The sequence below is a fragment of the Streptomyces sp. Ru62 genome, assembly GCF_002920615.1.
In the GTDB taxonomy this organism is placed as follows: Bacteria; Actinomycetota; Actinomycetes; order Streptomycetales; family Streptomycetaceae; genus Streptomyces.
The window spans coordinates 144,184-165,480 of record NZ_PQSU01000023.1 but is presented as its reverse complement, the minus strand read 5'-3'; the positions used below and the strand labels follow the sequence as shown (position 1 = coordinate 165,480).

The following is a 21,297-nucleotide window of genomic DNA, read 5'->3' as shown; positions in this document are numbered from 1 at the left end:
TGGCCCGTTCAAGGCGGTCCTGTGTCAGGTTTTGGTGAACTCGCGTCAGGTCTTGGCAGACCGGCCGGGCAGGGGCAGCGGTGACGGCCGGCCGGGCCAAGTGGTCAGTGGCCGTGCTCGGTCAGGGGTCCGCTGCCCGCGTGCCAGACGAGGTCGAAGACGAAGCGGCGCAGCCGCCAGCCGTCCGGGGTGCGCACGGCCTCCGCCTCGTAGTGGCCGCCGATGTCGAAGTGCGCACCGGGTTCCGCGGCCCGTCGGACGTGGACGGCCGTGAGGTGGGCCCGGATCAGCGCGCGGTCGCCGTCGACGTCGACGGCGTAGTTGGTTCCCTGGTGGTGCGTGCGCTCGAAGGTGGTGCGGGCAAGCTGCTGGAACTCGGCGAGCCCGGCGCTCCCCCGGTACTCGCCCATCGGGAAGACCAGGTGGGCGTCCTCGGTGAACACCGAGTCGAACCAGTCGTCGCGGTGCCGGTCGCGGTCGAGGTGGGCGAGGTAGCGGTCGGCCAGGGCGGTCAGCTCGGCGCGGTCGACGAGCAGCCGCACCTGGCCGCGCAGCGCCTCCAGTTCCTCGGTCAGGGCCGTGGCGGCGGGGGCTGAGGTGGTGGACATGGCGGTCCCTTCCGGAGGGGCGGGGTCGGGTGTCTGCGGGGTGGTACGACGGTGTGCGGTACCGGAGTCAGCGCGGTGCGGAACGGGTCACGCAGTCCTCCAGGAAGGCCAGGGCGCGCAGGTGGTAGGAGCGGGCCGCCCAGCCCAGGCTGATGTTGTGGCCGGCGGCCGGCTGCCGTTCCACCAGGACGCGCGGGGCCCCGGTGAAGCGGGCCGCGAGGTCGGCCAAATCCTCCGCGCCGTGCCGCCACCAGCGCTCGTGCTCGGCGAAGGTCAGCCGGACCGGGACCCTGACCAGCGGTGCGATCCGGGCGAAGTAGCGTGGCCAGTGCGGGAGTTCGGCCGCCTCCTGGGAGGGCACCGGAGCCGTCAGGGCCTCGCACGCCCGGAACGTGCCCGGTGGGTAGAGGCCGAGCGGCCCCCAGTACCGGGTCCATGCCGGGGCCCCCTGGTGCGCGCGCGGAGCGGTGAGCGGTACGGCGGGACGGTGACCGCATCCGGAGACGTCCAGGCCGAGCACCGGAAGTCCGTCGGCGGCGGCCCGCAGGACGAGTTTCCCGCCGAAGGAGTGGCCGAGCAGGAACAGGCCCGCGCCGGCCGGGTGCCGGGCCGTGAAGTCGTCGAGGGCCGCGCGCAGCAGTACGGACTGCGTGGCCAGCGGCAGTCCGGCGGGCAGCTGTGCCGCCGACCGGCCGTAACCGGGGCGGTCGACGGCGAGCACGGAGCAGCCGAGCCGGGCGCCGAGGGTCAGCAGGGACACGTCCGGATGGGCCTGCCCGTCGAAGTACCCCGCGCGCAGCCCGCCACCGTGGACCGCGACGACGGTCGCCCGCGGCGCACCGCGCGCGGGTTCGCTCAGCAGGGCGGACAGGACGGTGCCGGCCGCGTCCAGTTCGATGCGGCGCACGCCCTTGGAGACGGGTGCCGGTGCGCTCGTGGCCGCCCGGCCGACGGCGACGGTCGCCCGGTTCACGCCGCTCCCCCGGCGGCGGCCGCCCCCGGGGCCGGTACACCGCCCGCCGGCCTCCCGGACCTCGGCCGGGCGGATACCCCCGCCGTGCGCGGGCCGGTCGTGCCGATCCGGTCGCCCCCGGCGGCGAGCCGTCCGGCGCCGCCGCCGTCACCCGGTCCGGCAGCGCCGAACCGTCCGACACCGTCGCCGCCGCCCGCTCCGATGTTCCCGGCCCAGGGCACCAGCCCACCGGGCAGGGCCGGGAGCACGGGGCCACGGCCGGGCCCGCCGGCCGACGCAGCGTGACCCGCGTCGCCCGGCCGTTCCGGCCCGGTCCCCCCGCCCGGAACGGCGCGCGTGCCGCCTCCGGCGAGCTGGTCGTCGTTCCGGAGGCTACGCGTGCCCTCGCTCGCGCGCCGAACGGCACGCGTCCCTTCATCGGCACGCTTGCCGGAAGCGGAGCCCGCGTCGGCGCGCTGGCCCCTGCCCCCAACGGAACGCCCGCCCCTGTCAACACCCCGAACGACACGCGTCTCCTCATCGGCACGCTTGCCGGAGCCCGCGCCTTCGCTGGTGCGCCGGCCCCCGCCCCGGCTGGAACGCGCACCCGTACCGGCCCACCGGTCCCCGCCCGGGTCGGGACCGGTGTCACCGCCGACGCGCCTGCCCCCGCCCCGGAGGGAACCCGTGTCCCCGCCGAGGCGGGCGAGCCAAGGGGTGAGCTCCCGTGCCGCGGCCGGCCCGTAGACACGCCGTAGGCGTCGGTCGAGGTCCTCGTGGTCGAGCACGTACTGCTGGGGGCCGACGGCCTCCAGCACGACCGTGGCGAGCGCGCAGCCGAGCCGGGCCGCGGCGCGCGGTGGCCGTCCCCACGCGGTGGCGGCGAGGAAGCCGGCCCGGAAGCCGTCGCCCACGCCGGTGGGCTCCCCCGCGGTCTCCGGGGGAACCGCGGCGACGTGCAGCGGCGGGCGTCCGGCGCCGGTGAGGTCGACGCCGTCGGCGCCGCGCGTCACGATCCAGGTGCCGGTGCGGTCCAGGACCTGCTCGTGCGTCCAGCCCGTGCGCTCCTGGAGCAGGGCCGCCTCGTACTCGTTGGTGAACAGGAACCGCGATCCGGTGACCAGGCTCCGGGTCTGTGCCCGGTCCAGCCGGGCCAGTTGCTGAGAGGGGTCCGCGGCGAACGGGATGCCCTGGCGTCGGCACGCCTCGGTGTGCAGCACCATGGCGCGGGGGTCGTCCGGTCCGATCAGGGCCATGCCGAAGGGGCCGTGGCGGGCGGTGACGTCGGCGATCCGGATGTGCCGCGCCTCGGCCATCGCCCCGGCGTAGAACGTGGCGATCTGGTTCTGCTCGGTGTCCGTGGTGCACACGAAGCGTGCGGTGTGCAGGCTGTCGCTGATGCGTACGGCCCCCGTCTCCACCCCCTCGTCCCGCAGCCGGTTCCCGTACGGTCCGAAGTCCCGCCCGGCGGCCGCGGCGAGCACCGGCGAGAGTCCCAGCCGGGCCAGTCCGAGCGCGATGTTGGCGGCGACTCCCCCGGGGCGGACCTCCAGCGTGTCCGCGAGGAAGGACAGCGAGACGCGGTCCAGCCGGTCGGGGACGATCTGTTCGGCGAAGCGTCCCTGGTACGCCATGAGGTGGTCGGTGGCGACGGAACCGGTGACCAGGACGCGCCGCGACCCGCTCACCGTCCGGCCGCCGTGCGCAGCGCGTCCACCCGGTCGGTGCGTTCCCAGGTGAACTCGGGCAGCTCGCGGCCGAAGTGACCGTAGGCCGCCGTTCGGGCGTAGATCGGGCGGAGCAGGTCCAGGTCGCGGATGAGGGCGGCCGGACGCAGGTCGAAGACCTCGGTGAGGGCGGCCTGGATGCGCGGCACCGGTACGGTCCCGGTGCCGAAGGTCTCGACGAACAGGCCGACCGGCTCGGCCTTGCCGATGGCGTAGGCGACCTGGACCTCGCAGCGCGAGGCCAGACCCGCCGCCACCACGTTCTTCGCCACCCAGCGCATCGCGTACGCCGCCGAGCGGTCCACCTTGGACGGGTCCTTGCCGGAGAAGGCGCCGCCGCCGTGCCGGGCCATGCCGCCGTAGGTGTCGATGATGATCTTCCGGCCGGTCAGGCCCGCGTCACCCATCGGACCACCGATCTCGAAACGGCCCGTCGGGTTGACCAGCAGCCGGTAGCCCTCGGTGTCCAGCTTGATGCCGTCCTCCGCGAGTGCCTCCAGCTCCGGCTCGACGACGGACCGCCGTACGTCGGGGGCGAGTTGCCTCTCCAGGTCGATGTCGCTCGCGTGCTGCGCGGAGACCACGACCGTGTCCAGCCGTACGGCACGGTCGCCGTCGTACTCGACGGTGACCTGCGTCTTGCCGTCCGGACGCAGGTAGGGGGCCGTTCCGTCGCGGCGTACGGCGGTGAGGCGGTGGGCGAGCCGGTGGGCGAGCCGGATGGGCAGCGGCATCAGCTCCGGGGTCTCGTCCGTCGCGTAGCCGAACATCAGGCCCTGGTCGCCCGCGCCCTGCCGGTCCAGCTCGTCGTCGTTCCCTCGGGAGGCACGCTCGACCCGGGCCTCGTACGCCGCGTCGACACCCTGCGCGATGTCCGGGGACTGCGCGCCGATGGACACCGAGACACCGCAGGAGGCGCCGTCGAACCCCTTCTTCGAGGAGTCGTAGCCGATCTCCAGGATCTTCTCGCGCACCAGTGTCGCGATGTCCGCGTACGCCTTGGTCGTCACCTCGCCGGCCACGTGCACCTGGCCGGTGGTGATCAGCGTCTCCACGGCGACCCGGGAGGACGGGTCCTCCCGCAGGAGCGCGTCGAGGACGGTGTCGCTGATCTGGTCGGCGATCTTGTCGGGGTGACCCTCGGTCACGGACTCCGAGGTGAACAGGCGTGAGGCCATCATGCGTCCTTGGTCGGGGAGGTCGGGGAGGGGTCGGCGGAGGGGCGGGGCGGGCCGAACCACGTCCGCAGCGCGTCGCCGAGGCCGGCTGCCGGGTCGCCGGTGCCCGGCGCCGCCCAGGCGACGTGGCCGTCCGGCCGGACGAGCAGCGCGGTGGTGCCGGCGAGCGGGTCGGCGCCGTCCACGGGTTTGGGCACGGCGGTGACCACCGTGACCCGGCCGGAGAAGCCGTCGGCGGCGGCCCGGACCGCCGGTTCGTCGGCCAGATCGAGCAGCACGCCGTGCGCCGGGTGGAGCAGTTCGGTGGTGCTGGTGCCGCCCGCCCCTCCGACGAGTTCGCGGTGTCCGACGCGGCGGCCGAGCAGCGGGTGGTGTCCGGGACCGACCGGGTAACGGACGTCGAGTCCGCTGACGACACCGGCCAGATGGCGTCTGACGTCGTCGTACTCCAGCAGTTCGGTGAACAGTTCGCGCAGCGGGTCCGCCTCGGCGCCGCCGAGGAAGATCAGGCCCTGGGCGCGGGTGTTCATCAGCAGCCGGGCGCCGACCGGGCGCCGTTCGTCGTCGTAGGTGTCGAGCAGGGACTCCGGTGCGGTGCCGCGCGCCACGGCGGCCAGCTTCCAGCCCAGGTTGACGGCGTCCTGCACCCCGGTGCTCAGGCCCTGGCCGCCGGCGGGCAGGTGGATGTGGGCGGCGTCCCCGGCGAGCAGGACGCGGCCGCGCCGGTAGCGGTCGGCCTGCCGGGTGGCGTCGGTGAAGGAGCTGACCCAGGTGGCGTGGCCGTCGCTGATGTCCTCGCCGGTGATGTCCTGCCAGGCGGCGGCGACCTCCGGGAAGCCGGCCGGCCCGCTGCGGGCGTCCGGCGGGGAGCCGTGCGGGCAGACGATGATCCGGTCCACGCCGTCGCCCAGCGGCGCGGCCATCACCATGCCGTTGGGCAGCCGTTCGCCGAGCGGCCGGGGACGCAGGGCGCGGCCGACCACGTCGGCGAGGTACATCACGCGGGTGGCCGGGGTGCCCGGGAAACCGAAGCCGGCCAGGTCCCGCACGGTGCTGCGGCCGCCGTCGCAGCCGACCAGGTAGGCGGCGCGCAGCCGTTCGGTGCCGGCCGGGGTGCGCAGGACGGCCTCCACGCCGGTGTCGTCCGCGGTCAGACCGGTCAGTTCCCGGCCCCGTCGGACGTCCGCTCCCCGTTCCGTGGCCCACCCCTCCAGCACCGCCTCCGTCTCGGACTGCGGGATGTCGCGGGCCCCGAAGTGGGCTCCCTCCAGGACCGTGTAGTCGAACCGGACGCCACCGAAGTGGCCCACCGGGCTGATCGGGGGAACCGGGCCGCGGCCGAAGCGGGGCAGCAGGCCCCGCTGGTCGAAGACCTCCATCGCGCGGGCGGTGAAACCGAGGCCGCGGGACTGCCCGGTCGGTGCGGCGAGCCGTTCGACGACGGTCACCCGGACCCCGCCCAGGCGCAGTTCGCCGGCGAGCATCAGACCGGTCGGCCCGGCGCCGACGACGATGACGTCCGTGTCGTAGGTGCCGTCCATGCCGTAGGTGCCCTCCGTGACATCCGTGTCGTCCGTGACATCCGTGTCCATGGCCGCCCCTCCCTCAGCCTTTCGCGGAGCGCGAGTGGGTCACCCGGTAGGTGTTGGCCTGGCGTCCGGTGACCAGCTCCCGGGCGCGGACCCGTCCGGCGCGGACGTCCGCCGGGCGCTGCTCCTCGGGGAGGTGGTGGAAGGCGTCGTAGAGCTCCTTGCTGTCCCACTGCGCGTAGTTGACGACGAAGGTGCCGTCCAGGCCGCGGAAGTAGGTGTGGGAGCGGTAGCCGGGCACGGTGGTGATCCACTCGTCGGGCTTCGCGAGGGTGTGGAGGAGTTCCTTCTGCCGGTCGGGGGTGGTGTCGAGGACGATCAGGACGGTGTAGTCGTCCCGGTCGGGCGAGATCTCGATGCCGTCGCCCAGCCCCGGGTGATGCTGGGTGAACTCCAGCTCGGTCTTCAGCAGCCGTACGGTCCGCGCCAGTTCGTGGAACTGCGGCACCGTCTTCTCCTGGAACTTCTGGCCCCGGTAGCGGGCTTCGAGGTCGGCGAGGCTGCGCCACTGGATGTAGTTGGCGGTGCCGGGACTGTCGATGCCCGCGTGCAGGGTGGAGGAGATCCAGCCGGGGTAGTCCGCGTGGTCGATGATGTCGCGCATCGCGTCGAGGACGTCGTCCTGGAGGGCGCGGGTGTCGGTCTCGAACAGGTTGAAGACGGTGAGGTGGCCGTCGTCGGGCGAGATCAGGGGCATGGTGTTCCTTCCGTGGTGGGGAGGGTGGCGCCGGCCGGGAACCAGCGGGCACGTGCCGTCGCCTCGTCGTCGGCCCGCTCCGGTCCCGCCCGTACGACATGGCCGTCGGGGCGTACCAGCACGGGGCCGTCGGCGCCGGGGCCCGGCCCGCCGTGCGGGCCGCCGAGCCGCAGTCCGCGGCCGGCCCGCAGCAGTTCCGTGGTGCTGGTGCGCCCGCCGGGGGCGTCGAGGACCAGGTGCGGCAGGCGTGCCCCCAGCAGGGGGTGGGCGGGGCCGCCGACGTCGTACCGGACGTCGAGACCGCTGATGAGTCCGGCGAGGTGGGCGCGCACCGGCTCCAGGGCGATCAGTTCGGTCATCAGCTCACGCAGTGGCTGCACCTCGGGGCCGCCGAGCAGCAGCAGCGCCTGGGCGCGGATGCCGGCCAGGACGCGCCGGCCCACCGGGTGCCGTTCGCGGTGGTAGGTGTCGAGCAGGTCCGGGTGGGCGCGGCCGGTGACGTGCGCGGCGAGTTTCCAGCCGAGGTTGAAGGCGTCCGCCAGGCCGAGGTTGAGCGCCTGGCCGCCGATGGGCAGCTGACGGTGGGCGGCGTCCCCGGCGAACAGGACACGGCCGTGCCGGTACTGGTCGAGCTGACGGTTGGTGTCGTCGAAGGCGTTCACCCACAGCGGGGTGCCGCCGCTGATGTCCTCACCGGTCACCCGCTTCCACACCTCGGCGATCTCCGCGAACTCCGGTGCGCCGGTGCGCCGTCGGGGCGGTGCGCCGAACTCGTGCGCCATGACGCGGGTCACCCCGTCCGCCCGGCGGGCCGCCACCGCGAAGCCGTCGGGCAGCCGCTCGAAACGCCGGTCCGGCACCTCGACGCCGGCGACGTCCGCGCGGACCAGCTCCCGCCGGGCCTCGTGCCCGGGGAAGGCGGCGCCCAGCAGCCGGCGTACGGTGCTGTTCTCGCCGTCGCACGCGACGAGGTACGGGCTGCGCACCCGCAGGGCGCCGCCCGGGCCCTCGGCCGCCGTCTCCACGTAGGGATTGGTGTCCGCGGTGACGGCGTGCACGTCGTGGCCGCGCCGGACGTCGGCGCCGAGGTCGCGCGCCCACTGCTCCAGCAGCCGTTCTGTGTCGTACTGCGGGACCTTCCACTGCCCGGCGTACGGGCCGGGCAGGGTCAGGTCGAGGGGGATCCCGGCGTAGTGTCCCCGGGACTGCCGCGGCGGGTCGCCGAGGCCCGGGAGCAGACCACGGCTGTCGAGGATCTCCATGGTGCGGGCGTGCAGCGTGGAGGCGCGCGACTCGGTGGTGGGTTCCCGCCGGCGTTCGAGTACGACGACCTCCGCACCGCCGAGTCGCAGTTCGCCGGCGAGCAGCAGGCCCACGGGCCCCGCGCCCACCACCACGACCTGCGTGTCCAGCCGGGCCTCGGCCACGGTCAGGCCTTCCCTTCGGCGTAGGCGCGCGCGTGGCCGAGGGTGGCGAGGCTGTTGGCGCTCAGCGCGCCGCGGACGTAGGCGCGGGCGTCGTCGACGGTGGCGTCCGGGCCGAGCACGGCCAGGTTGTCCGGGTTCAGGGTCACGGTGTGCTGGGAGGAGGCGACGGTGCCCTCCGGGCCCTCCTCGAAGGTCCAGAGCCCGGTGTGCAGGGTCAGCAGGGCCGGCAGGGTGACCTGTTTGTAGGCGATGCGGTGGTGCGGGAAGGTCACCCGGTACGACTTGGTGGTGTGCGTGGAGCCGTCCTTGGCGCGGGTGTCCATCTCCAGGGTCTGCAGTCCGGGGGTGTCCTCGGTCAGGCGGGCGGAGGCGACGTGCGGCAGCCGCTCGGGCCACAGACCCGCGTCGTTGACGAAGTCGTACACGTCCTTGGCGGCGCCGGCGACGTTCACGCTGTCGGTGAAGGAGAAGGTCAACTCCTCGGCCCTGTGTGCGCGTTCGAGGTTGTCCTTGAGCGCGGCCAGTTCGGTGCGGCTGTTGTGGTCCACGGCCCGGTCGATCCAGGCGAGGGAGCCGGGGTCGTCGTCGACGGCGCGGTAGTCGTGCAGCAGCCGTACCCGGGCGGTGTCGTCCGAGACCGGCTCGACGATCCAGGTGCCGCCCATCGCGGCGACCGGCGGTGCGGTGATCTCCTGGCGGAAGGTGATCCGCAGCGCGTCGGCGTCGAGGGTGCGGCGGGACGTCCAGCTCTTCGCCCCGTCTCCCGCGGTCGCCCAGATGCGGATGCGTTCCTCGGCCCCGCCGCGCTCCACCTGGTCGACGTGGAGGGTGGGCGGGAAGATGCGGGGCCACTGGGCGACGTCGGCCAGCAGCCGGTAGACGGCGGGCGCGGGGGCGCCGACGGTGATCTCGTGCTCGACCTCGCGGGTCGTCATGGCGGTGTCTCCTCGACGGATGCGGTGGTGCGGCGGGCACGGCGGGCACGGCAGACGGCGGGTACGACCGGCACCGGGTACGGCGATGCCCCGGGACGGGGGTCAGAAGTTGCCGAGTCCGCCGCAGACGTTGAGCGCCTGCGCGGTGATGGAGGCGGCGGTGTCGGAGACCAGGTAGCCCACCAGTCCCGCGACCTCCTCGGGGGTGGAGTACCGGCCGAGCGGGATCTTCGCCCGGAACTTCTCCAGGATCTGCTCCTCGGTGGTGCCGTAGGCGGCGGCGTACCCCTGACGGACCCGCTGGGCCATCGGCGTCTCGACGTATCCGGGGCACACCGCGTTCACGGTGATGCCGGTGGGCGCCAGTTCGTTGCCCAGTGCCTTGGTGAAGCCGACCACGCCGTGCTTGGAGGCGGAGTAGGGGGCGCCCAGGACCACGCCCTGCTTCCCGGCGGTGGAGGCGATGTTGATGATCCGGCCGCGGGACTTGTGCCGCAGGCCGCCGGCGTTGAGCACCTCCCTGGTCACCCGGAAGACACTGGTGAGGTTGGTGTCGAGGACGTCCTCCCACAGCGCGTCCTCGATGTCCGCGGTGACACCGCCGCCGGACCGGCCCGCGTTGTTGACGAGGACGTCGATGGTGCCGAAGCGGTCCACGGCGGCCCGGACCAGGTGCTCCACGGCGGCCCGGTCCCGGACGTCGCAGGCGGTGCCGTCCACCTCCAGTCCCTCGGCGGTCAGTTCCTTCACGGTCGCGGCGACCCGGTCGGCGTCGCGGGCCGCGAGGAACACGCGGTGTCCGCCGGCGGCCAGCAGCCGCACCACCGCCAGCCCGATGCCGCTGGTACCGCCGGTCACGAGCGCGACCAGTGCGCTCGCCCCGGGTGTACCGGTCGTCTCGGTCGTCTCGGTCGTCATGGTCATCCCCTTTCAGGCGGCCCGGGCGGCCGAGAGCCGCTCGTTGACGAGGTCGACGAGGGTCCGGGGGGTGGGGGCTTCGGAGAGCACGTCGTCGTCGAGCGAGACGCCGTACTCCCGCTCGATCCGGCCGACCGTCTCCAGCAGTGCCAGGGACTCGTAGCCCAGGGCCGTGAAGTCGGTGTCGAGGATGTCACCGTCCAGGTCGACGGTCTCGTCGGCGCCGGCGGCCTCCAGCAGGATGCGCCGGAGCGCGTCGGGGGTGAAAACGTCGGTGGCCACGGAGGGTCCTTTCGCGGAGGAAAGCGGAACTTGGTGTAGGAAGCTGAATTCGGGGTCGGAAGCGGAATTCCGGGCGGGAAGCGGAACGCAGGATGAGGATCGGGGAGGGGACGGTGGACCGGTGCGGCTACCGGGCGGTGCGGCGGACCACCAGGGCGGAGTTGAAGCCACCGTGGCCGCGGGCCAGCACCAGGGCGGTGCGCACGGGCAGGGTGCGCGGCCGGTCCAGGACGAGGTCGAGGTCGTACTCCGGTGCCGGATCGCTGTGCACGGTGGGCGGCACGACGCCGTCCCGGATGGCGAGCAGGGCGGCGGCCACGTCGAGCGGGGCCCCACCGGAGTACAGGCGTCCGGTCATGGTCTTCGGAGCGGTCACGGGGACGCCCCGGGGGCCGAAGACGGCGGTGAGGGCTTCCGCCTCGGTCCGGTCGAGGCCGGGGTCGCCTGCCGCGTCCGCGAAGACGACGTCCACGTCGGCGGCGTCCGCCTCCGCGTCGGCCAGGGCGATCTCGACGGCCTTGCGCAGTCCGGGGGGACGTCCCGAGCCCGGCTTCGGGTCGAGGGTGGCGCCGTACCCGGCGATCTCGCCGTAGACGTGCGCGTCCCGGGCGCGGGCCGCCTCCGCCTCCTCCAGGACGAGGAGGGCACCGCCCTCGCCGGGCACGTGCCCGCGCGCCGCCCGGTCGAAGGGCAGGTAGGCCCGGCCGGGGTCCTCACCGGTGCTCAGTCTGCCGCCCGCCAGCTGGGCGACCCATCCCCACGGGCACAGGGAGGCGTCCACCGCGCCGGAGACGACCAGCCGGGTGCCCCGGCGGATCTGCCGGCGGGCCTGGGCGAGGGCGTCGATGCCTCCGGCCTGGTCGCCGACGACCACGCCGCTGGGCCCCTTCATGCCGTTGCGGATGGAGATCTGGCCGCTGTTGACGGCGTAGAACCAGGCGAAGGACTGGTACGCGGACACGTACTGACTGCCCTGGCTCCACAGTTTGCGCAGTTCGTTCTGGCCGAACTCGAAGCCTCCGGAGGCGCTCGCCGTGACCACGCCCATGTCGAACTCGGGCAGCTCGCCGGGGCGCACGCCCGCGTCCGCGAGGGCCCAGTCGGCGGCGGCCAGGGCGATCCGGGTCATCCGGTCGGTCTGCGGGATCAGCCGGCTCGGCAGATGGTCCTCGGCCACGAAGCCGCTGATCTCCCCGGCCAGCCGGGCCGGATACCGGCCGGGGTCGAAGCGGGTGATCCGGCCGATGCCGCTGCGGCCGGCCAGGGTCGCCGCCCAGTACGCGGGCGTGCCCAGTCCGTTGGGCGAGGCGACGCCCAGCCCCGTGACCACCGCGGTGCCGGTCATGTCCGCCTCCGTCCCGGCTCGGCGAGCACCATCGCGCTCTGGAAGCCGCCGAATCCACTGCCCACCGTGAGCACCACGTCGGTGAGCTGGTCCCGGGCGTGCAGGGGGACGTAGTCGAGGTCGCACTCCGGGTCGGGGGTGTGCAGGTTGGCGGTGGGCGGCACGACGTCGTACTCCATGGCCAGCACGCAGGCGGCGATCTCCAGGGAGCCGATCGCGCCCAGCGAGTGCCCGATCATGGACTTGATGGAGCTGACCGGGGTCCGGCGGGCATGGTCGCCGAGGCTGCGTTTGAAGGCGGCGGTCTCGTGCCGGTCGTTCTGCCGGGTGCCGGAACCGTGGGCGTTGACGTAGTCGATGTCGTCCGGGTTGAGCCGGGCCTCGTCCAGGGCGACGCGGATCGCCTCGGCCATCTCGGCGCCGTCGGGGCGCAGCCCCGTCATGTGGTAGGCGTTGCTGCGGGTCGCGTAGCCCGCGATCTCCGCGTAGACGTGGGCGCCACGGCGGCGCGCGCTCTCCAGTTCCTCCAGGACGAAGACGGCGGCGCCCTCCCCCAGCACGAATCCGTTGCGGGTCTTGTCGAAGGGGCGCGAGGCGGTGGCCGGGTCGTCGCAACGAGGGGTGGTGGCCTTGATGGCGTCGAAGCAGGCCATGGTGATCGGGGAGATCGGCGCGTCCGACGAGCCGGCCACCATCACGTCGGCCGAGCCCTCCCGGATCAGTTCGGCGGCGTGGCCCACGGAGTCGATGCCCGAGGTGCATCCGGTGGACACCACGGTGCCCGGTCCCTCCGCGCCGACGGCCCAGGCCACCTCGGCGGCGAAGGAACTGGGGACGAAGTGGTCGTACAGGTGGGGCACGGCGTAGGTGTGGTCGACCAGGTCGAGCCGGCCGCCGTCGCTCACGACCCGGTACTCGGCGTCGAGTCCGGTCGTCGCGCCGACGGCGCTGCCGATCGTGACACCGACCCGGTGGGGGTCCAGCGCCGTCAGGTCGATCCCGCTGTCGTCGACCGCGCCGCGTGCCGCGACGACGGCGAACTGTGCCGCCCGGTCCATCCGCCGGACCTCCTGGGGGGTCAGTCCGTGGGCGTAGGGGTCGAAGTCGATCTCGGCCGCCACCCGGGAGCGGAACGGCGCGGGGTCGAAGAAGGTGATGCCCCGGGTCGCGGTCCGGCCCTCGCTGAGCAGGTTCCAGAAGTCCTTGGTGCCGATCCCGCCGGGCGCGATGACCTCCACGCCGGTGACGACCACGCGGCGCGCCGTCATATGGAGGCCTCCCAGGAGTAGAAACGGGAGGCCATGGCGTCGGCCGGGGAGCGCCAGGTGGCGGGGTCGTAGGCCTCGATGAAGGGCTTCAGGTCGTTGCTGATGCCGATGAACCGGGGGTCGTTCCTCGCCTCTTCGATCCGCTCCCCTCCGTCGGCCGCGTCGAAGTCCTGGAGGTGGAAGTACAGTCCCCGGTACGTGAACAGCTGGCGGCGCCGTGTTCCCATCCGGTGCGGCATCTCGGTCGCGTCGAACGCGGTGAACAGTCGCGCCACCTCGGTACTGGCCCCGGGCGACATACGGGCGACGATCAGGGTGCTGTGCATACGTGACACTCCTTCGGTACGGGCATGCCGGGCGGCGGACGTGCGGGGCCGGTCGTGCGGGGGCCGGTAGTGCGGGGCCGGTCCGGTGTGGAGGGGCCGGCGGCGGGCGAGGAGCGGTGTCCCGTTTCCCGACTTCAAGACTCTTCGGCCGCCAACAGCTGATCAAGGCAAACCTGTTCAGGACTGCGTCATCTTGTGCACGGGTTACGCAGGAACGGGCGGCAAGGACAGGGGAACGTCAGACGAGCGTCGCGCGAGTGCCGGTTCCGCCGACGGCGGCGGGCATGAGGGTGCCGTGAGGTCCGACCGTGGAAGGGCCGCCGAAGTCCGATGTACCGCGGGGACCCGGCGGTTCGGGTGAGGGGTGTCGGAGAAGGGGTCCAGCCGGAAGCCGCCGGCCTGGACCGGCTCCCCCGTACGCGCGCCGCCACCGCCGCGGTCCCGGGGACGGTACGGAAGCCGGGAGGTGTGGCCGACCGGAACCTGCCGCGGCGGCCGAGGGCCACGCCGCGGGCCTTTCGAGACGGGGCGTGTGGACCCGGGCGCGCGCCGCGCCCGCTCGCCCACAGGAACCCGCCGCTCTCCTCTTCCTGGACCAGCCGGCGGGCGGCGGGCGGCGGGAAACGGCTCGTCGACGCTGCTGTCCGCGCTACCGCTCAGACCCGCTCAGACCGCCCGCAGGGCTCCGGGGCGGCGGCCGGCGAGGCGGTCGAGCGCGGCGGCGCTCGCGTCGTTGGCCGGCAGGTGGACGACGATGTGCTGGTCGTCGTCGGCGGGCAGACCGAGCGTCTCGTACGCCAACCGCACTTCCCCCACCTGCGGGTGGACCATGTGCACCACCCCGTTCGCCCGCGGCAGCCCGGGCAGCGTCCGCAGCCGGCCGGCGAACGGTTCCCCGGAGGACACCGTCAACTCGTCCATCAGCGCGCCGACATGGACGTCGGTCTGCCCCGGCCCCTGTTTCAGCGCTGCGACCTGCTGGTCGGCGACCGTGTCCCAGTCCGGGTAGACCGTACGCGCCCGCGGGTCGGTGAAGACGAAGCGGGCGAGGCTGGGCCGGACGCCGTCCAGCAGACCGAGCGGTTCGGCCAGCCGCCGGTACCCGTCCGTGCAGGCCAGGATCTCGCTCAGCCGGTTCACCAGCACGGCGGGCGCCGGTTCCAGCCGCTCCAGCAGCGCCCGCACCGTGGGCCTGACCGCCCTGTTCGGTCCCGCGTCGCCCCGGCAGCTGAAGCCGGGGTCGGCACCCTTGGCGAGCCGGTGCAGATGGACCCGTTCACCGGGGGTGAGCAGCAGCGCGTCCGCCAGGGCCGCCAGCACCTGCACCGAGGGCCTGCGGTCCCGCCCCTGTTCCAGCCTGGTGACGTACTCGACACTCACCCCGGCGAGTGTCGCCAGTTCCGCGCGGCGCAGTCCCGGCGTACGGCGGCGCGGCCCGGCGGGCAGTCCCACCTCGGCCGGTGTGACGGCTTCCCGGCGCAGCCGCAGGAAGAGGCCGAGCTCGTTGTCGCTCATCCCGCGAACGTAACACCGGGCGCCCCGGCGGATCGTGGCCCTGCCACTACCACCCTCCGCCCGGCCTCCCTCGTCCGCCGCCGGTCCGCCACCGTGGAGCGCACGCCCCGGCTGGGGCGGCATCGATCCCCGTAGGAGAAGCACATCCATGTCCAGCGCACGACTGAATCTCGCAGTGATCGTCGGCAGTGTCCGGGAGGGCCGCTTCGGCCCGGTGGTGGCCGACTGGTTCGTCGAACAGGCCAAGCGCCACGACGAGTTCACGATCGACCTGATCGATCTGGCGGACGTCGACCTGCCGCTCGCGCTGCCGCCCACCCCGCCGGCCCTGCAGCCCGACCTCCCGCGCCCCGAGGGCATGGCCGAACTGACCCGGCGGCTCGACGCCGCCGACGCGGTCGTCATCGTGACGCCCGACTACAACCGCAGCTTCCCGGCGTCCCTCAAGGCCGCCATCGACTGGCACTACACCCAGTGGAAGGCCAAGCCGATCGGCTTCGTCGGGTACAGCGGCCTCAGCGGCGGTCTCCTGGCGATCGAGCAACTGCGGCAGGTCTTCAGCGAGTTGCACGCCCACACCGTGCGCGACTACGTCGCCTTCCCCAGCTACTACCTCCTCTTCTCCCCCGACGGCACGCTCCGTGACCCGCAGGGCCCCGAGGACGCCGCCAAAGCCATGCTCGATCAGCTCCTCTGGTGGGGCTCGGTCCTCCACGACGCCCGCCGCGACCGCCCGCAGATCGCGAACCGTTAGCCCACCCCGGCCCCGGCCGTCGGCCCGCCTCCCCGGCCGGGCCGACCGGTTCCGGTGTGCGTCCGAGCTGCGCCTTCTGCTCGACCTCATGCTGGCTGCCTGGCACCGCGCACTGGAGACATGGACCTCCTCGGACGCCGTACAGCAGGACCGTACGGCGCTCATCCAGCACACGCCCGAAGCGTTCGCGGCGATCCCCGCGGTCGCGGCGCTGGCGGCACAGGACGGCTGAGCGGACAGAAGGACCTCCGCCGTCACGGCCGTCGCGGCGGCCCCGTGTGCCACCGCGCGCCTCCGTTGTCAGTGCGGTGCGTTTCACTGTCCGTCATGGAACTCACGCAAGCGGCCGTCGACGACCTGCTGGCCCAGCTCGGCCCGGGGAACGCCTACATGTACCTGCCCAGCGATCTGGTCCCGCAGGTTCTGACCGACCTGCTCGCCGACAGGTACGGCGCCCCGCGCACCCTCGTCCTCGACGGTTTCACCGATCCGACGGTCGACGACTCCAGGGGAGCGGCGCTCCTCGTTCCCTTCGAGGACCGGGCCGTGAAGATGCGGGCATGGGCGTACGGGGACCAGTGGGTCGGCACGGGCACGGCCCGGGACGCCGAAGGGGTCGAGCGGCCGGTCCTGGTGGTCGCGCACAGGGAGGTGCCGGAACCTCTGCCGGTCGCCTTCGACGCGGACGAGGACGTCGACTGGATGGAGCGGCTCATACGGATCACGGGCTGGACGCAGCCCGCCCAGCGGCCGGACGTGGACTGGACGGAGGTGGAGTCGCGCCTGGGCACCGCGCTGCCGAGCGACTACAAGCGCATGGTCGAGACGTTCGGCGCAGGCGCCTTCGACGGATACCTGGACCTGAACCAGGAGCCGTGGACGAATCTCAGGGAGGACGGGCTGCTCGTCTGGGCGGGCACGGAGCACGAGGACCTGTACTGCTGGAGGGAGGACGGCGACGACCCCGACCGTTGGCCCGTCGTGGTCCGGTCCTTCGTGGACGAGGACGTCCCCTTCGACTGCCAGGCCGCGCAGTTCGTCTGCCGCATCCTCGTCGACCCGCACCACCGCTTCACGATGGCCCGCTATTTCGACACCCACTGGTTCATGACCTACCGGAACAGCGACTGACCGAACGCCCGTCGCCGAGGGCGAACTCTCAGTCCGCCTTCTTCTTCCGGTCCTTCTTCTGGCGAACCTCCTCGGCTTTCCGGGACTTGTGGGATCGCTCGCCGGACGGGTCCGCTCCCCTCTTGCCATGCGATGCCGTGTCCGACGGCCGCGCGGCCCCAGTGCCTGGAATGCCCTGCGCGGTGCGGTGTGAGGGTGGGGCCGTGATGCCGTGGGCGCCTGTGCCGGCGACCGGCTCCCGGCTCGGGACAGCCGGGGCGGAGCCGGCGGTCTGACGGGGGGTGGGGTCGTGAAGCTGCCGTGCGGGGACCTCCCGGGCGGAGGGCGTGGCGGGGGCGGACCCCGCCTCGTGGCCGGGAGTGGACGTGCCCGGTGCGTCGGATTTCGCGGACGGACTGCTCACCGCCCGGGGCGCTGCGTGGTGCGCGGGTCCGTCGGACATGCCGACGGTGGCGGCCACGGCAGCGGCCAGCGCCGCGGCCGTACCGGCGACCAGGTGGCGTCCGCGCGCGGGCGCGGCCTTCGGGGCGGTCGTGCCGGCGGCGTGCGACCCATGCGGGTGCGTGGGGTCGGCCCACGCCGGTACCTGTTCGGGAACCAGGCTCGTGACGTCAGCCGGGGGTGGGACGGGCCGGGGACCGTTCGACTCGGCCAGGGTTGCCAGGGCGGCCAGCGTGCGGACGCAGTCGTCGGCTGATGGGCGGGCCTGCGCGTCCAGGGCGGTCATGTCCCCCAGCAGGGCCGCGAACTCCTGCGGGAGGGAGTCGGGCAGTTCGGGCCGCCGGTGGAGTCGCGCGATCGCGGCTTCCAGGGGAGCACCGTCGTATTCGAGTCGGCTCGTGACGCATTCGAGGAGCACCAGTCCGAGGGCGTAGACATCGGCGGGCGGACCGACGGACCGGCCGAGCACCTGCTCGGGGGACAGATAGGCGGCCGTGCCGACGAGTGTGCCGGTGGCGGTACGGGTGGTGGCGTCAAGCAGCCGGGAGATGCCGAAGTCGGTCAGGTGGGGGCGGTCGGACGCGTCCAGGATGATGTTCGAGGGTTTCACGTCACGGTGGACGATCCCCGCGCCGTGCGCGTGAGCCAGAGCACGTGCGAGGTCGGCTCCGAGGGCGGCGGTCTCCCCGGGCGCCAGGGGGCCAGCCGCGATGCGCGCCTTCAACGTGGGGCCTTCGATCAGCTCCATCACCAGGTAGGCACGTCCGTCATGCCGGCCGGCATCGTAGACCGTGACCAGACCGGGGTGCCGCAACCGGGCGAGGATCACCGCCTCGTTGTGGAACCCGCCCTCCCTGTCGTCACCGGTACCGTCGCGGAAGACCTTGACGGCCACGGGTCGTTTCAGACGCAGGTCGAAGCCACGGTGGACGTCGCCGGCGCCTCCCGAGCCGATGACCCCGTCCAGGCGGTACCGCCCGCCCAGCACTTGTGTGGAACACCGGAACGGCGCCAGAGCCGACTGGCGGAGCCTCATGTCATCTCCCACTGCTTCTCCAGGTGCTGCCCACAGGTGCGCCTGCGAGGGGGCGCCGCACACGCGTACCCATGGGAGGCCGGAGTAGCCCTGCTCCACGTTCCGCGACGCGATCGGTGGTCCTGCACGTCCGACCCACCGGATGAGAGGGCCACAACGGCTTCCGGCAGCAGCCTGGCCACCAGCTACGGTGACGTCGTCAAGGCGTGCCTGGCGGTCACCCGCTGTACCGGCATCACCGTCTGGGGCATCACCGACAAGCACTCGTGGCGCTCCAGCGGCACCCCGGGCGGCGCCACGTGCACCGCCACGTACAGCAAGCAGCAGCAGTGGAGTGACCGCTTCAACGGCAAGGTGACCATCACCGCGGGCAGCTCGCCGATCACCGGCTGGTCCACGACGGTCACCGTCACCCCGCCGCAGAAGACCGTCGCGACCTGGAACGGCTCCCCCAGCTGGGACAGCAACGGCAACGTCATGACCATGCGTCCGAATGGCAAGCCGAACGCCGTGCTGCCGGGCCCGGCGCAGGCCGAGGCGTCGTGTGCAACCGGCGGCACCGCACGGCCCATTGATGCCGTCGGCACCGTTGACGGCTCGTCATTCACCCCACTATGGTCTCGACGACCCAGCGAACATCGTTCGGTATAGCGAACAGATCTGGCCGCTCACCGTTCATGCGGCTCACGGGCACCGGCGGCCGCGTCCACAGCACCTCCTCTGGCACTGGCCCGTACGCGACGGGCCTGCCTCGCACCGGCGACCGGTCCTTCCTCCTCGTCCGCCCCCCTACGAGAGGCCGAGAATGCCCCAGTTCGTCAGCAGGAGACGGCTCATCCAGCTCGCCGGGACCGCGGTCGCCGGCTCCACCGCCGGCCCCCTGCTCGGCAGCACCGCGGCGAGGGCGGCGGCCCTCCCGCCGGTCCGCGCCGACATCGGGATCAAGGCGCTGCCCTTCGACCTCGGCGAGGTCAGGCTGACCGCGAGCCGGTGGCTGGACAACCAGAACCGCACCGCCGCCTATCTCCGGTTCGTCGACGTCGACCGGCTGCTGTACACCTTCCGCGCCAACCACCGCCTGTCCACGGGCGGCGCGGCGGCGACGGGCGGCTGGGACGCTCCCACCTTCCCGTTCCGCAGCCACGTCCAGGGCCACTTCCTCACCGCCTGGGCGCAGTTGTACGCGGTGACGGGTGACACGGTGGCCCGGGACAAGGCCCTGTACATGGTGGCGGAGCTGGCCAAGTGCCAGGCCAACAACAGTGCCGCGGGCTTCGGCGCGGGCTACCTCTCCGGCTACCCCGAGTCCGACTTCACGGCGCTGGAGGCCGGTACCCTGCGGAACGGCAACGTGCCGTACTACACCGTCCACAAGACCATGTCAGGTCTGCTGAACGTGTGGCGGCACCTCGGCAGCGCCCAGGCCCGCGACGTGCTGCTGGCCCTCGCGGGCTGGGTCGACGCGCGCACCGGCCGGCTCACCACCGCGCAGATGCAGGCCGTGCTGGGCACCGAGTTCGGTGGCATGAACGCGGTCCTGGCCGACCTCTACCAGCAGACCGGTGACGCCCGGTGGCTCACCGTGGCCCAGCGCTTCGACCACGCCGCGGTCTTCGACCCGCTGGCGGCGAACCAGGACGCACTGGCCGGGCTGCACGCCAACACCCAGGTGCCGAAGTGGATCGGGGCGGTCCGCGAGTACAAGGCGACCGGCGTCACCCGGTACCGCGACATCGCCACCAACGCCTGGAACCACTGCGTCGGCTCCCACACCTACGCCATCGGCGGCAACAGCCAGGCCGAACACTTCCGCGCCCCGAACGCCATCGCCGGCTACCTGGCCGACGACACCTGCGAGAGCTGCAACACGGTCAACATGCTCACCCTCAGCAGGGAGCTGTTCACGCTGACGCCGGACCGGGCCGCGCTGTTCGACTACTACGAGCAAGCCTGGCTGAACCACATCATCGGCAACCAGAACCCGGCCGACCCCCACGGGCACATCACCTACTTCACCCCGCTGAGGCCCGGAGGCCGGCGCGGTGTCGGCCCGGCGTGGGGCGGTGGCACCTGGAGCACCGACTACACCACCTTCTGGTGCTGCCAGGGCACGGGCGTGGAGATCCATACCCGGCTCATGGACTCGGTCTACTTCCGCTCCGGCACCACGCTCACCGTCAACATGTTCGTGCCGTCGGTGCTCACGTGGACCGAGCGCGGCATCACCGTCACGCAGACCACCTCGTACCCGGCGAGCGACACCACGACGCTGCGCGTCACCGGTGAGGTGGGCGGCACCTGGGCGATGCGCATCCGCATCCCCGGCTGGACGACCGGGGCCGGCGTCAGCGTCAACGGCGTCGCGCAGAACATCACGGCGGCCGCCGGGAGTTACGCGACCCTCAACCGGACCTGGGCCTCCGGCGACACCGTCACCGTGCGGCTGCCCATGCGCACCGCGCTGCGGCCGGCCAACGACGACCCGAACGTCTCCGCGGTCACCTACGGCCCGGTCGTCCTGGCCGGCGACTACGGCGACACCGCCCTCGGTTCCCTCCCGGCCCTCGACACCTCCTCCATCAGGCGGACCAGCTCCACCGCGCTCGCCTTCACCGCCACGGCGAACGGCGGCACCGTCGGCCTCGGGCCCTTCCACGACGCGCACGGTCACAACTACACCGTCTACTGGAAGACCGGCGGTCTGCCCTCCGTCCGCCTCGCCAACGCGGCCGGCGGTCTGGTGCTGGGCATCCAGGACATGTCCACCGCCGACGGCGGCCGCGCCCTGCTCTGGAGCGACAACGGAACGGCCGACCACGACTGGGAGATGGTCCCCGACGGCGACGCCTACCGCTTCCGCAACGTCCACAGCGGCAAGGTGCTCGGCGTGCTGAACATGTCCACGGCCGACGGCGCCACCGTCCTGCAGTGGTCGGACAACGGCACCGCCGACCACCGGTGGACGCTGCTCGACCAGGGTGACGGCACCTTCCTGATCCGCAACGCGCACAGCGGGAAACTGCTCGCCGCCGAGAACGGGTCCGGTGCCGTCGGCGCCTTCGTGGTCCAGGCGCCCGACGACGGCACGGCCGGCAACCGGTGGCGCGTCGTACGGTGACCGCCGGCCCCGCGTGTGGATCTCTCCCCGTACAATTTGGTACCGAACGA

General features: G+C 73.0%; 19 protein-coding genes and 1 pseudogene. 5 read left to right on the top strand and 15 right to left on the bottom strand.

The window, feature by feature from the left end; all coding sequences use genetic code 11:
* Positions 1 to 104: 104 nt before the first annotated feature.
* The 14 genes and pseudogenes from C3492_RS29060 to C3492_RS28995 form a co-directional block, all read right to left on the bottom strand.
* Positions 105 to 608 carry a nuclear transport factor 2 family protein gene (locus tag C3492_RS29060; RefSeq protein WP_103815553.1) on the bottom strand — a complete coding sequence of 168 codons (504 nt, stop codon included), beginning with the start codon at positions 606 to 608 and terminating at the stop codon, positions 105 to 107.
* A gap of 67 nt (positions 609 to 675) precedes the next feature.
* Positions 676 to 1,515: an alpha/beta hydrolase gene (locus C3492_RS29055; protein WP_103815607.1), complete on the bottom strand. Its 840-nt coding sequence runs from the start codon at positions 1,513 to 1,515 to the stop codon at positions 676 to 678.
* A 743-nt stretch (positions 1,516 to 2,258) separates the two neighbouring features.
* Positions 2,259 to 3,248: pseudogene (locus C3492_RS46115) on the bottom strand (carbohydrate kinase family protein); the annotation flags it as partial.
* Positions 3,245 to 4,465, bottom strand: coding sequence for a methionine adenosyltransferase (gene metK, locus C3492_RS29045; RefSeq protein ID WP_103815551.1), 1,221 nt, complete (start codon positions 4,463 to 4,465; stop codon positions 3,245 to 3,247). The pseudogene C3492_RS46115 and the gene metK, both read right to left, overlap by 4 nt.
* On the bottom strand, positions 4,465 to 6,006 hold the full coding sequence (locus C3492_RS29040) for an FAD-dependent monooxygenase (RefSeq protein WP_103815605.1): 1,542 nt from the start codon (positions 6,004 to 6,006) through the stop codon (positions 4,465 to 4,467). Before C3492_RS29040 ends, metK begins: the two co-directional genes overlap by 1 nt.
* A gap of 64 nt (positions 6,007 to 6,070) precedes the next feature.
* The gene (locus C3492_RS29035) at positions 6,071 to 6,751 is read right to left on the bottom strand and encodes an antibiotic biosynthesis monooxygenase (RefSeq protein WP_103815549.1); all 681 of its coding nucleotides are present in this window, start codon (positions 6,749 to 6,751) and stop codon (positions 6,071 to 6,073) included.
* Positions 6,742 to 8,178: an FAD-dependent monooxygenase gene (locus C3492_RS29030; RefSeq protein WP_103815548.1), complete on the bottom strand. Its 1,437-nt coding sequence runs from the start codon at positions 8,176 to 8,178 to the stop codon at positions 6,742 to 6,744. The genes C3492_RS29035 and C3492_RS29030 overlap by 10 nt, the downstream gene beginning before the upstream one ends.
* Before the next feature lie 2 nt (positions 8,179 to 8,180).
* Entirely contained in the window at positions 8,181 to 9,113 is a 933-nt protein-coding gene (locus C3492_RS29025) for an aromatase/cyclase (RefSeq protein ID WP_103815546.1), read from the bottom strand.
* 102 nt (positions 9,114 to 9,215) lie between these two features.
* On the bottom strand, positions 9,216 to 10,031 hold the full coding sequence (gene fabG, locus C3492_RS29020) for a 3-oxoacyl-ACP reductase FabG (protein ID WP_103815603.1): 816 nt from the start codon (positions 10,029 to 10,031) through the stop codon (positions 9,216 to 9,218).
* A 12-nt stretch (positions 10,032 to 10,043) separates the two neighbouring features.
* Positions 10,044 to 10,313, bottom strand: a complete 270-nt coding sequence (locus C3492_RS29015; RefSeq protein ID WP_103815545.1) for an acyl carrier protein — start codon at positions 10,311 to 10,313, stop codon at positions 10,044 to 10,046.
* A 127-nt stretch (positions 10,314 to 10,440) separates the two neighbouring features.
* A complete protein-coding gene (locus tag C3492_RS29010; RefSeq protein ID WP_103815543.1) occupies positions 10,441 to 11,658 on the bottom strand; it encodes a ketosynthase chain-length factor in 1,218 nt (405 codons plus the stop codon).
* The gene (locus C3492_RS29005) at positions 11,655 to 12,926 is read right to left on the bottom strand and encodes a beta-ketoacyl synthase (RefSeq protein ID WP_103815541.1); all 1,272 of its coding nucleotides are present in this window, start codon (positions 12,924 to 12,926) and stop codon (positions 11,655 to 11,657) included. Before C3492_RS29005 ends, C3492_RS29010 begins: the two co-directional genes overlap by 4 nt.
* The gene (locus C3492_RS29000) at positions 12,923 to 13,252 is read right to left on the bottom strand and encodes a TcmI family type II polyketide cyclase (RefSeq protein ID WP_103815540.1); all 330 of its coding nucleotides are present in this window, start codon (positions 13,250 to 13,252) and stop codon (positions 12,923 to 12,925) included. Before C3492_RS29000 ends, C3492_RS29005 begins: the two co-directional genes overlap by 4 nt.
* A 666-nt stretch (positions 13,253 to 13,918) precedes the next feature.
* Positions 13,919 to 14,767 carry a helix-turn-helix domain-containing protein gene (locus tag C3492_RS28995; protein WP_103815538.1) on the bottom strand — a complete coding sequence of 283 codons (849 nt, stop codon included), beginning with the start codon at positions 14,765 to 14,767 and terminating at the stop codon, positions 13,919 to 13,921.
* A gap of 148 nt (positions 14,768 to 14,915) precedes the next feature.
* On the opposite strand from C3492_RS28995, the gene C3492_RS28990 reads away from it, so the two are divergent.
* From C3492_RS28990 to C3492_RS28980, 3 genes are all read left to right on the top strand, one after another.
* Entirely contained in the window at positions 14,916 to 15,521 is a 606-nt protein-coding gene (locus tag C3492_RS28990) for an NADPH-dependent FMN reductase (protein WP_103815536.1), read from the top strand.
* A gap of 88 nt (positions 15,522 to 15,609) precedes the next feature.
* On the top strand, positions 15,610 to 15,753 hold the full coding sequence (locus C3492_RS28985; RefSeq protein WP_258055949.1) for a hypothetical protein: 144 nt from the start codon (positions 15,610 to 15,612) through the stop codon (positions 15,751 to 15,753).
* A gap of 95 nt (positions 15,754 to 15,848) precedes the next feature.
* Positions 15,849 to 16,652, top strand: coding sequence for an SMI1/KNR4 family protein (locus tag C3492_RS28980; protein WP_103815535.1), 804 nt, complete (start codon positions 15,849 to 15,851; stop codon positions 16,650 to 16,652).
* A gap of 28 nt (positions 16,653 to 16,680) precedes the next feature.
* On the opposite strand, the gene C3492_RS28975 is transcribed toward C3492_RS28980, so the two are convergent.
* The gene (locus C3492_RS28975) at positions 16,681 to 18,129 is read right to left on the bottom strand and encodes a serine/threonine protein kinase (protein WP_181140606.1); all 1,449 of its coding nucleotides are present in this window, start codon (positions 18,127 to 18,129) and stop codon (positions 16,681 to 16,683) included.
* Between C3492_RS28975 and C3492_RS46975 the strand changes: the two genes are divergently transcribed.
* Entirely contained in the window at positions 18,019 to 18,780 is a 762-nt protein-coding gene (locus C3492_RS46975) for an endo-1,4-beta-xylanase (RefSeq protein ID WP_374938382.1), read from the top strand. The genes C3492_RS28975 and C3492_RS46975 overlap by 111 nt on opposite strands.
* Before the next feature lie 154 nt (positions 18,781 to 18,934).
* Positions 18,935 to 21,247, top strand: a complete 2,313-nt coding sequence (locus C3492_RS28965) for a beta-L-arabinofuranosidase domain-containing protein (RefSeq protein ID WP_103815533.1) — start codon at positions 18,935 to 18,937, stop codon at positions 21,245 to 21,247.
* Positions 21,248 to 21,297: the final 50 nt, after the last annotated feature.

Bases quoted from the DNA above. Each gene is read 5' to 3' on its own strand.
- C3492_RS29060 (WP_103815553.1), bottom strand. From the start codon at position 608: ATGTCCACCACCTCAGCCCCCGCCGCCACGGCCCTGACCGAGGAACTG.
- metK (WP_103815551.1), bottom strand. From the start codon at position 4,465: ATGGCCTCACGCCTGTTCACCTCGGAGTCCGTGACCGAGGGTCACCCC.
- C3492_RS29040 (WP_103815605.1), bottom strand. From the start codon at position 6,006: ATGGACGGCACCTACGACACGGACGTCATCGTCGTCGGCGCCGGGCCG.
- C3492_RS29035 (WP_103815549.1), bottom strand. From the start codon at position 6,751: ATGCCCCTGATCTCGCCCGACGACGGCCACCTCACCGTCTTCAACCTG.
- C3492_RS29025 (WP_103815546.1), bottom strand. From the start codon at position 9,113: ATGACGACCCGCGAGGTCGAGCACGAGATCACCGTCGGCGCCCCCGCG.
- fabG (WP_103815603.1), bottom strand. From the start codon at position 10,031: ATGACGACCGAGACGACCGAGACGACCGGTACACCCGGGGCGAGCGCA.
- C3492_RS29010 (WP_103815543.1), bottom strand. From the start codon at position 11,658: ATGACCGGCACCGCGGTGGTCACGGGGCTGGGCGTCGCCTCGCCCAAC.
- C3492_RS29005 (WP_103815541.1), bottom strand. From the start codon at position 12,926: ATGACGGCGCGCCGCGTGGTCGTCACCGGCGTGGAGGTCATCGCGCCC.
- C3492_RS29000 (WP_103815540.1), bottom strand. From the start codon at position 13,252: ATGCACAGCACCCTGATCGTCGCCCGTATGTCGCCCGGGGCCAGTACC.
- C3492_RS28995 (WP_103815538.1), bottom strand. From the start codon at position 14,767: ATGAGCGACAACGAGCTCGGCCTCTTCCTGCGGCTGCGCCGGGAAGCC.
- C3492_RS28990 (WP_103815536.1), top strand. From the start codon at position 14,916: ATGTCCAGCGCACGACTGAATCTCGCAGTGATCGTCGGCAGTGTCCGG.
- C3492_RS28985 (WP_258055949.1), top strand. From the start codon at position 15,610: ATGCTGGCTGCCTGGCACCGCGCACTGGAGACATGGACCTCCTCGGAC.
- C3492_RS28980 (WP_103815535.1), top strand. From the start codon at position 15,849: ATGGAACTCACGCAAGCGGCCGTCGACGACCTGCTGGCCCAGCTCGGC.
- C3492_RS28975 (WP_181140606.1), bottom strand. From the start codon at position 18,129: ATGAGGCTCCGCCAGTCGGCTCTGGCGCCGTTCCGGTGTTCCACACAA.
- C3492_RS28965 (WP_103815533.1), top strand. From the start codon at position 18,935: ATGCCCCAGTTCGTCAGCAGGAGACGGCTCATCCAGCTCGCCGGGACC.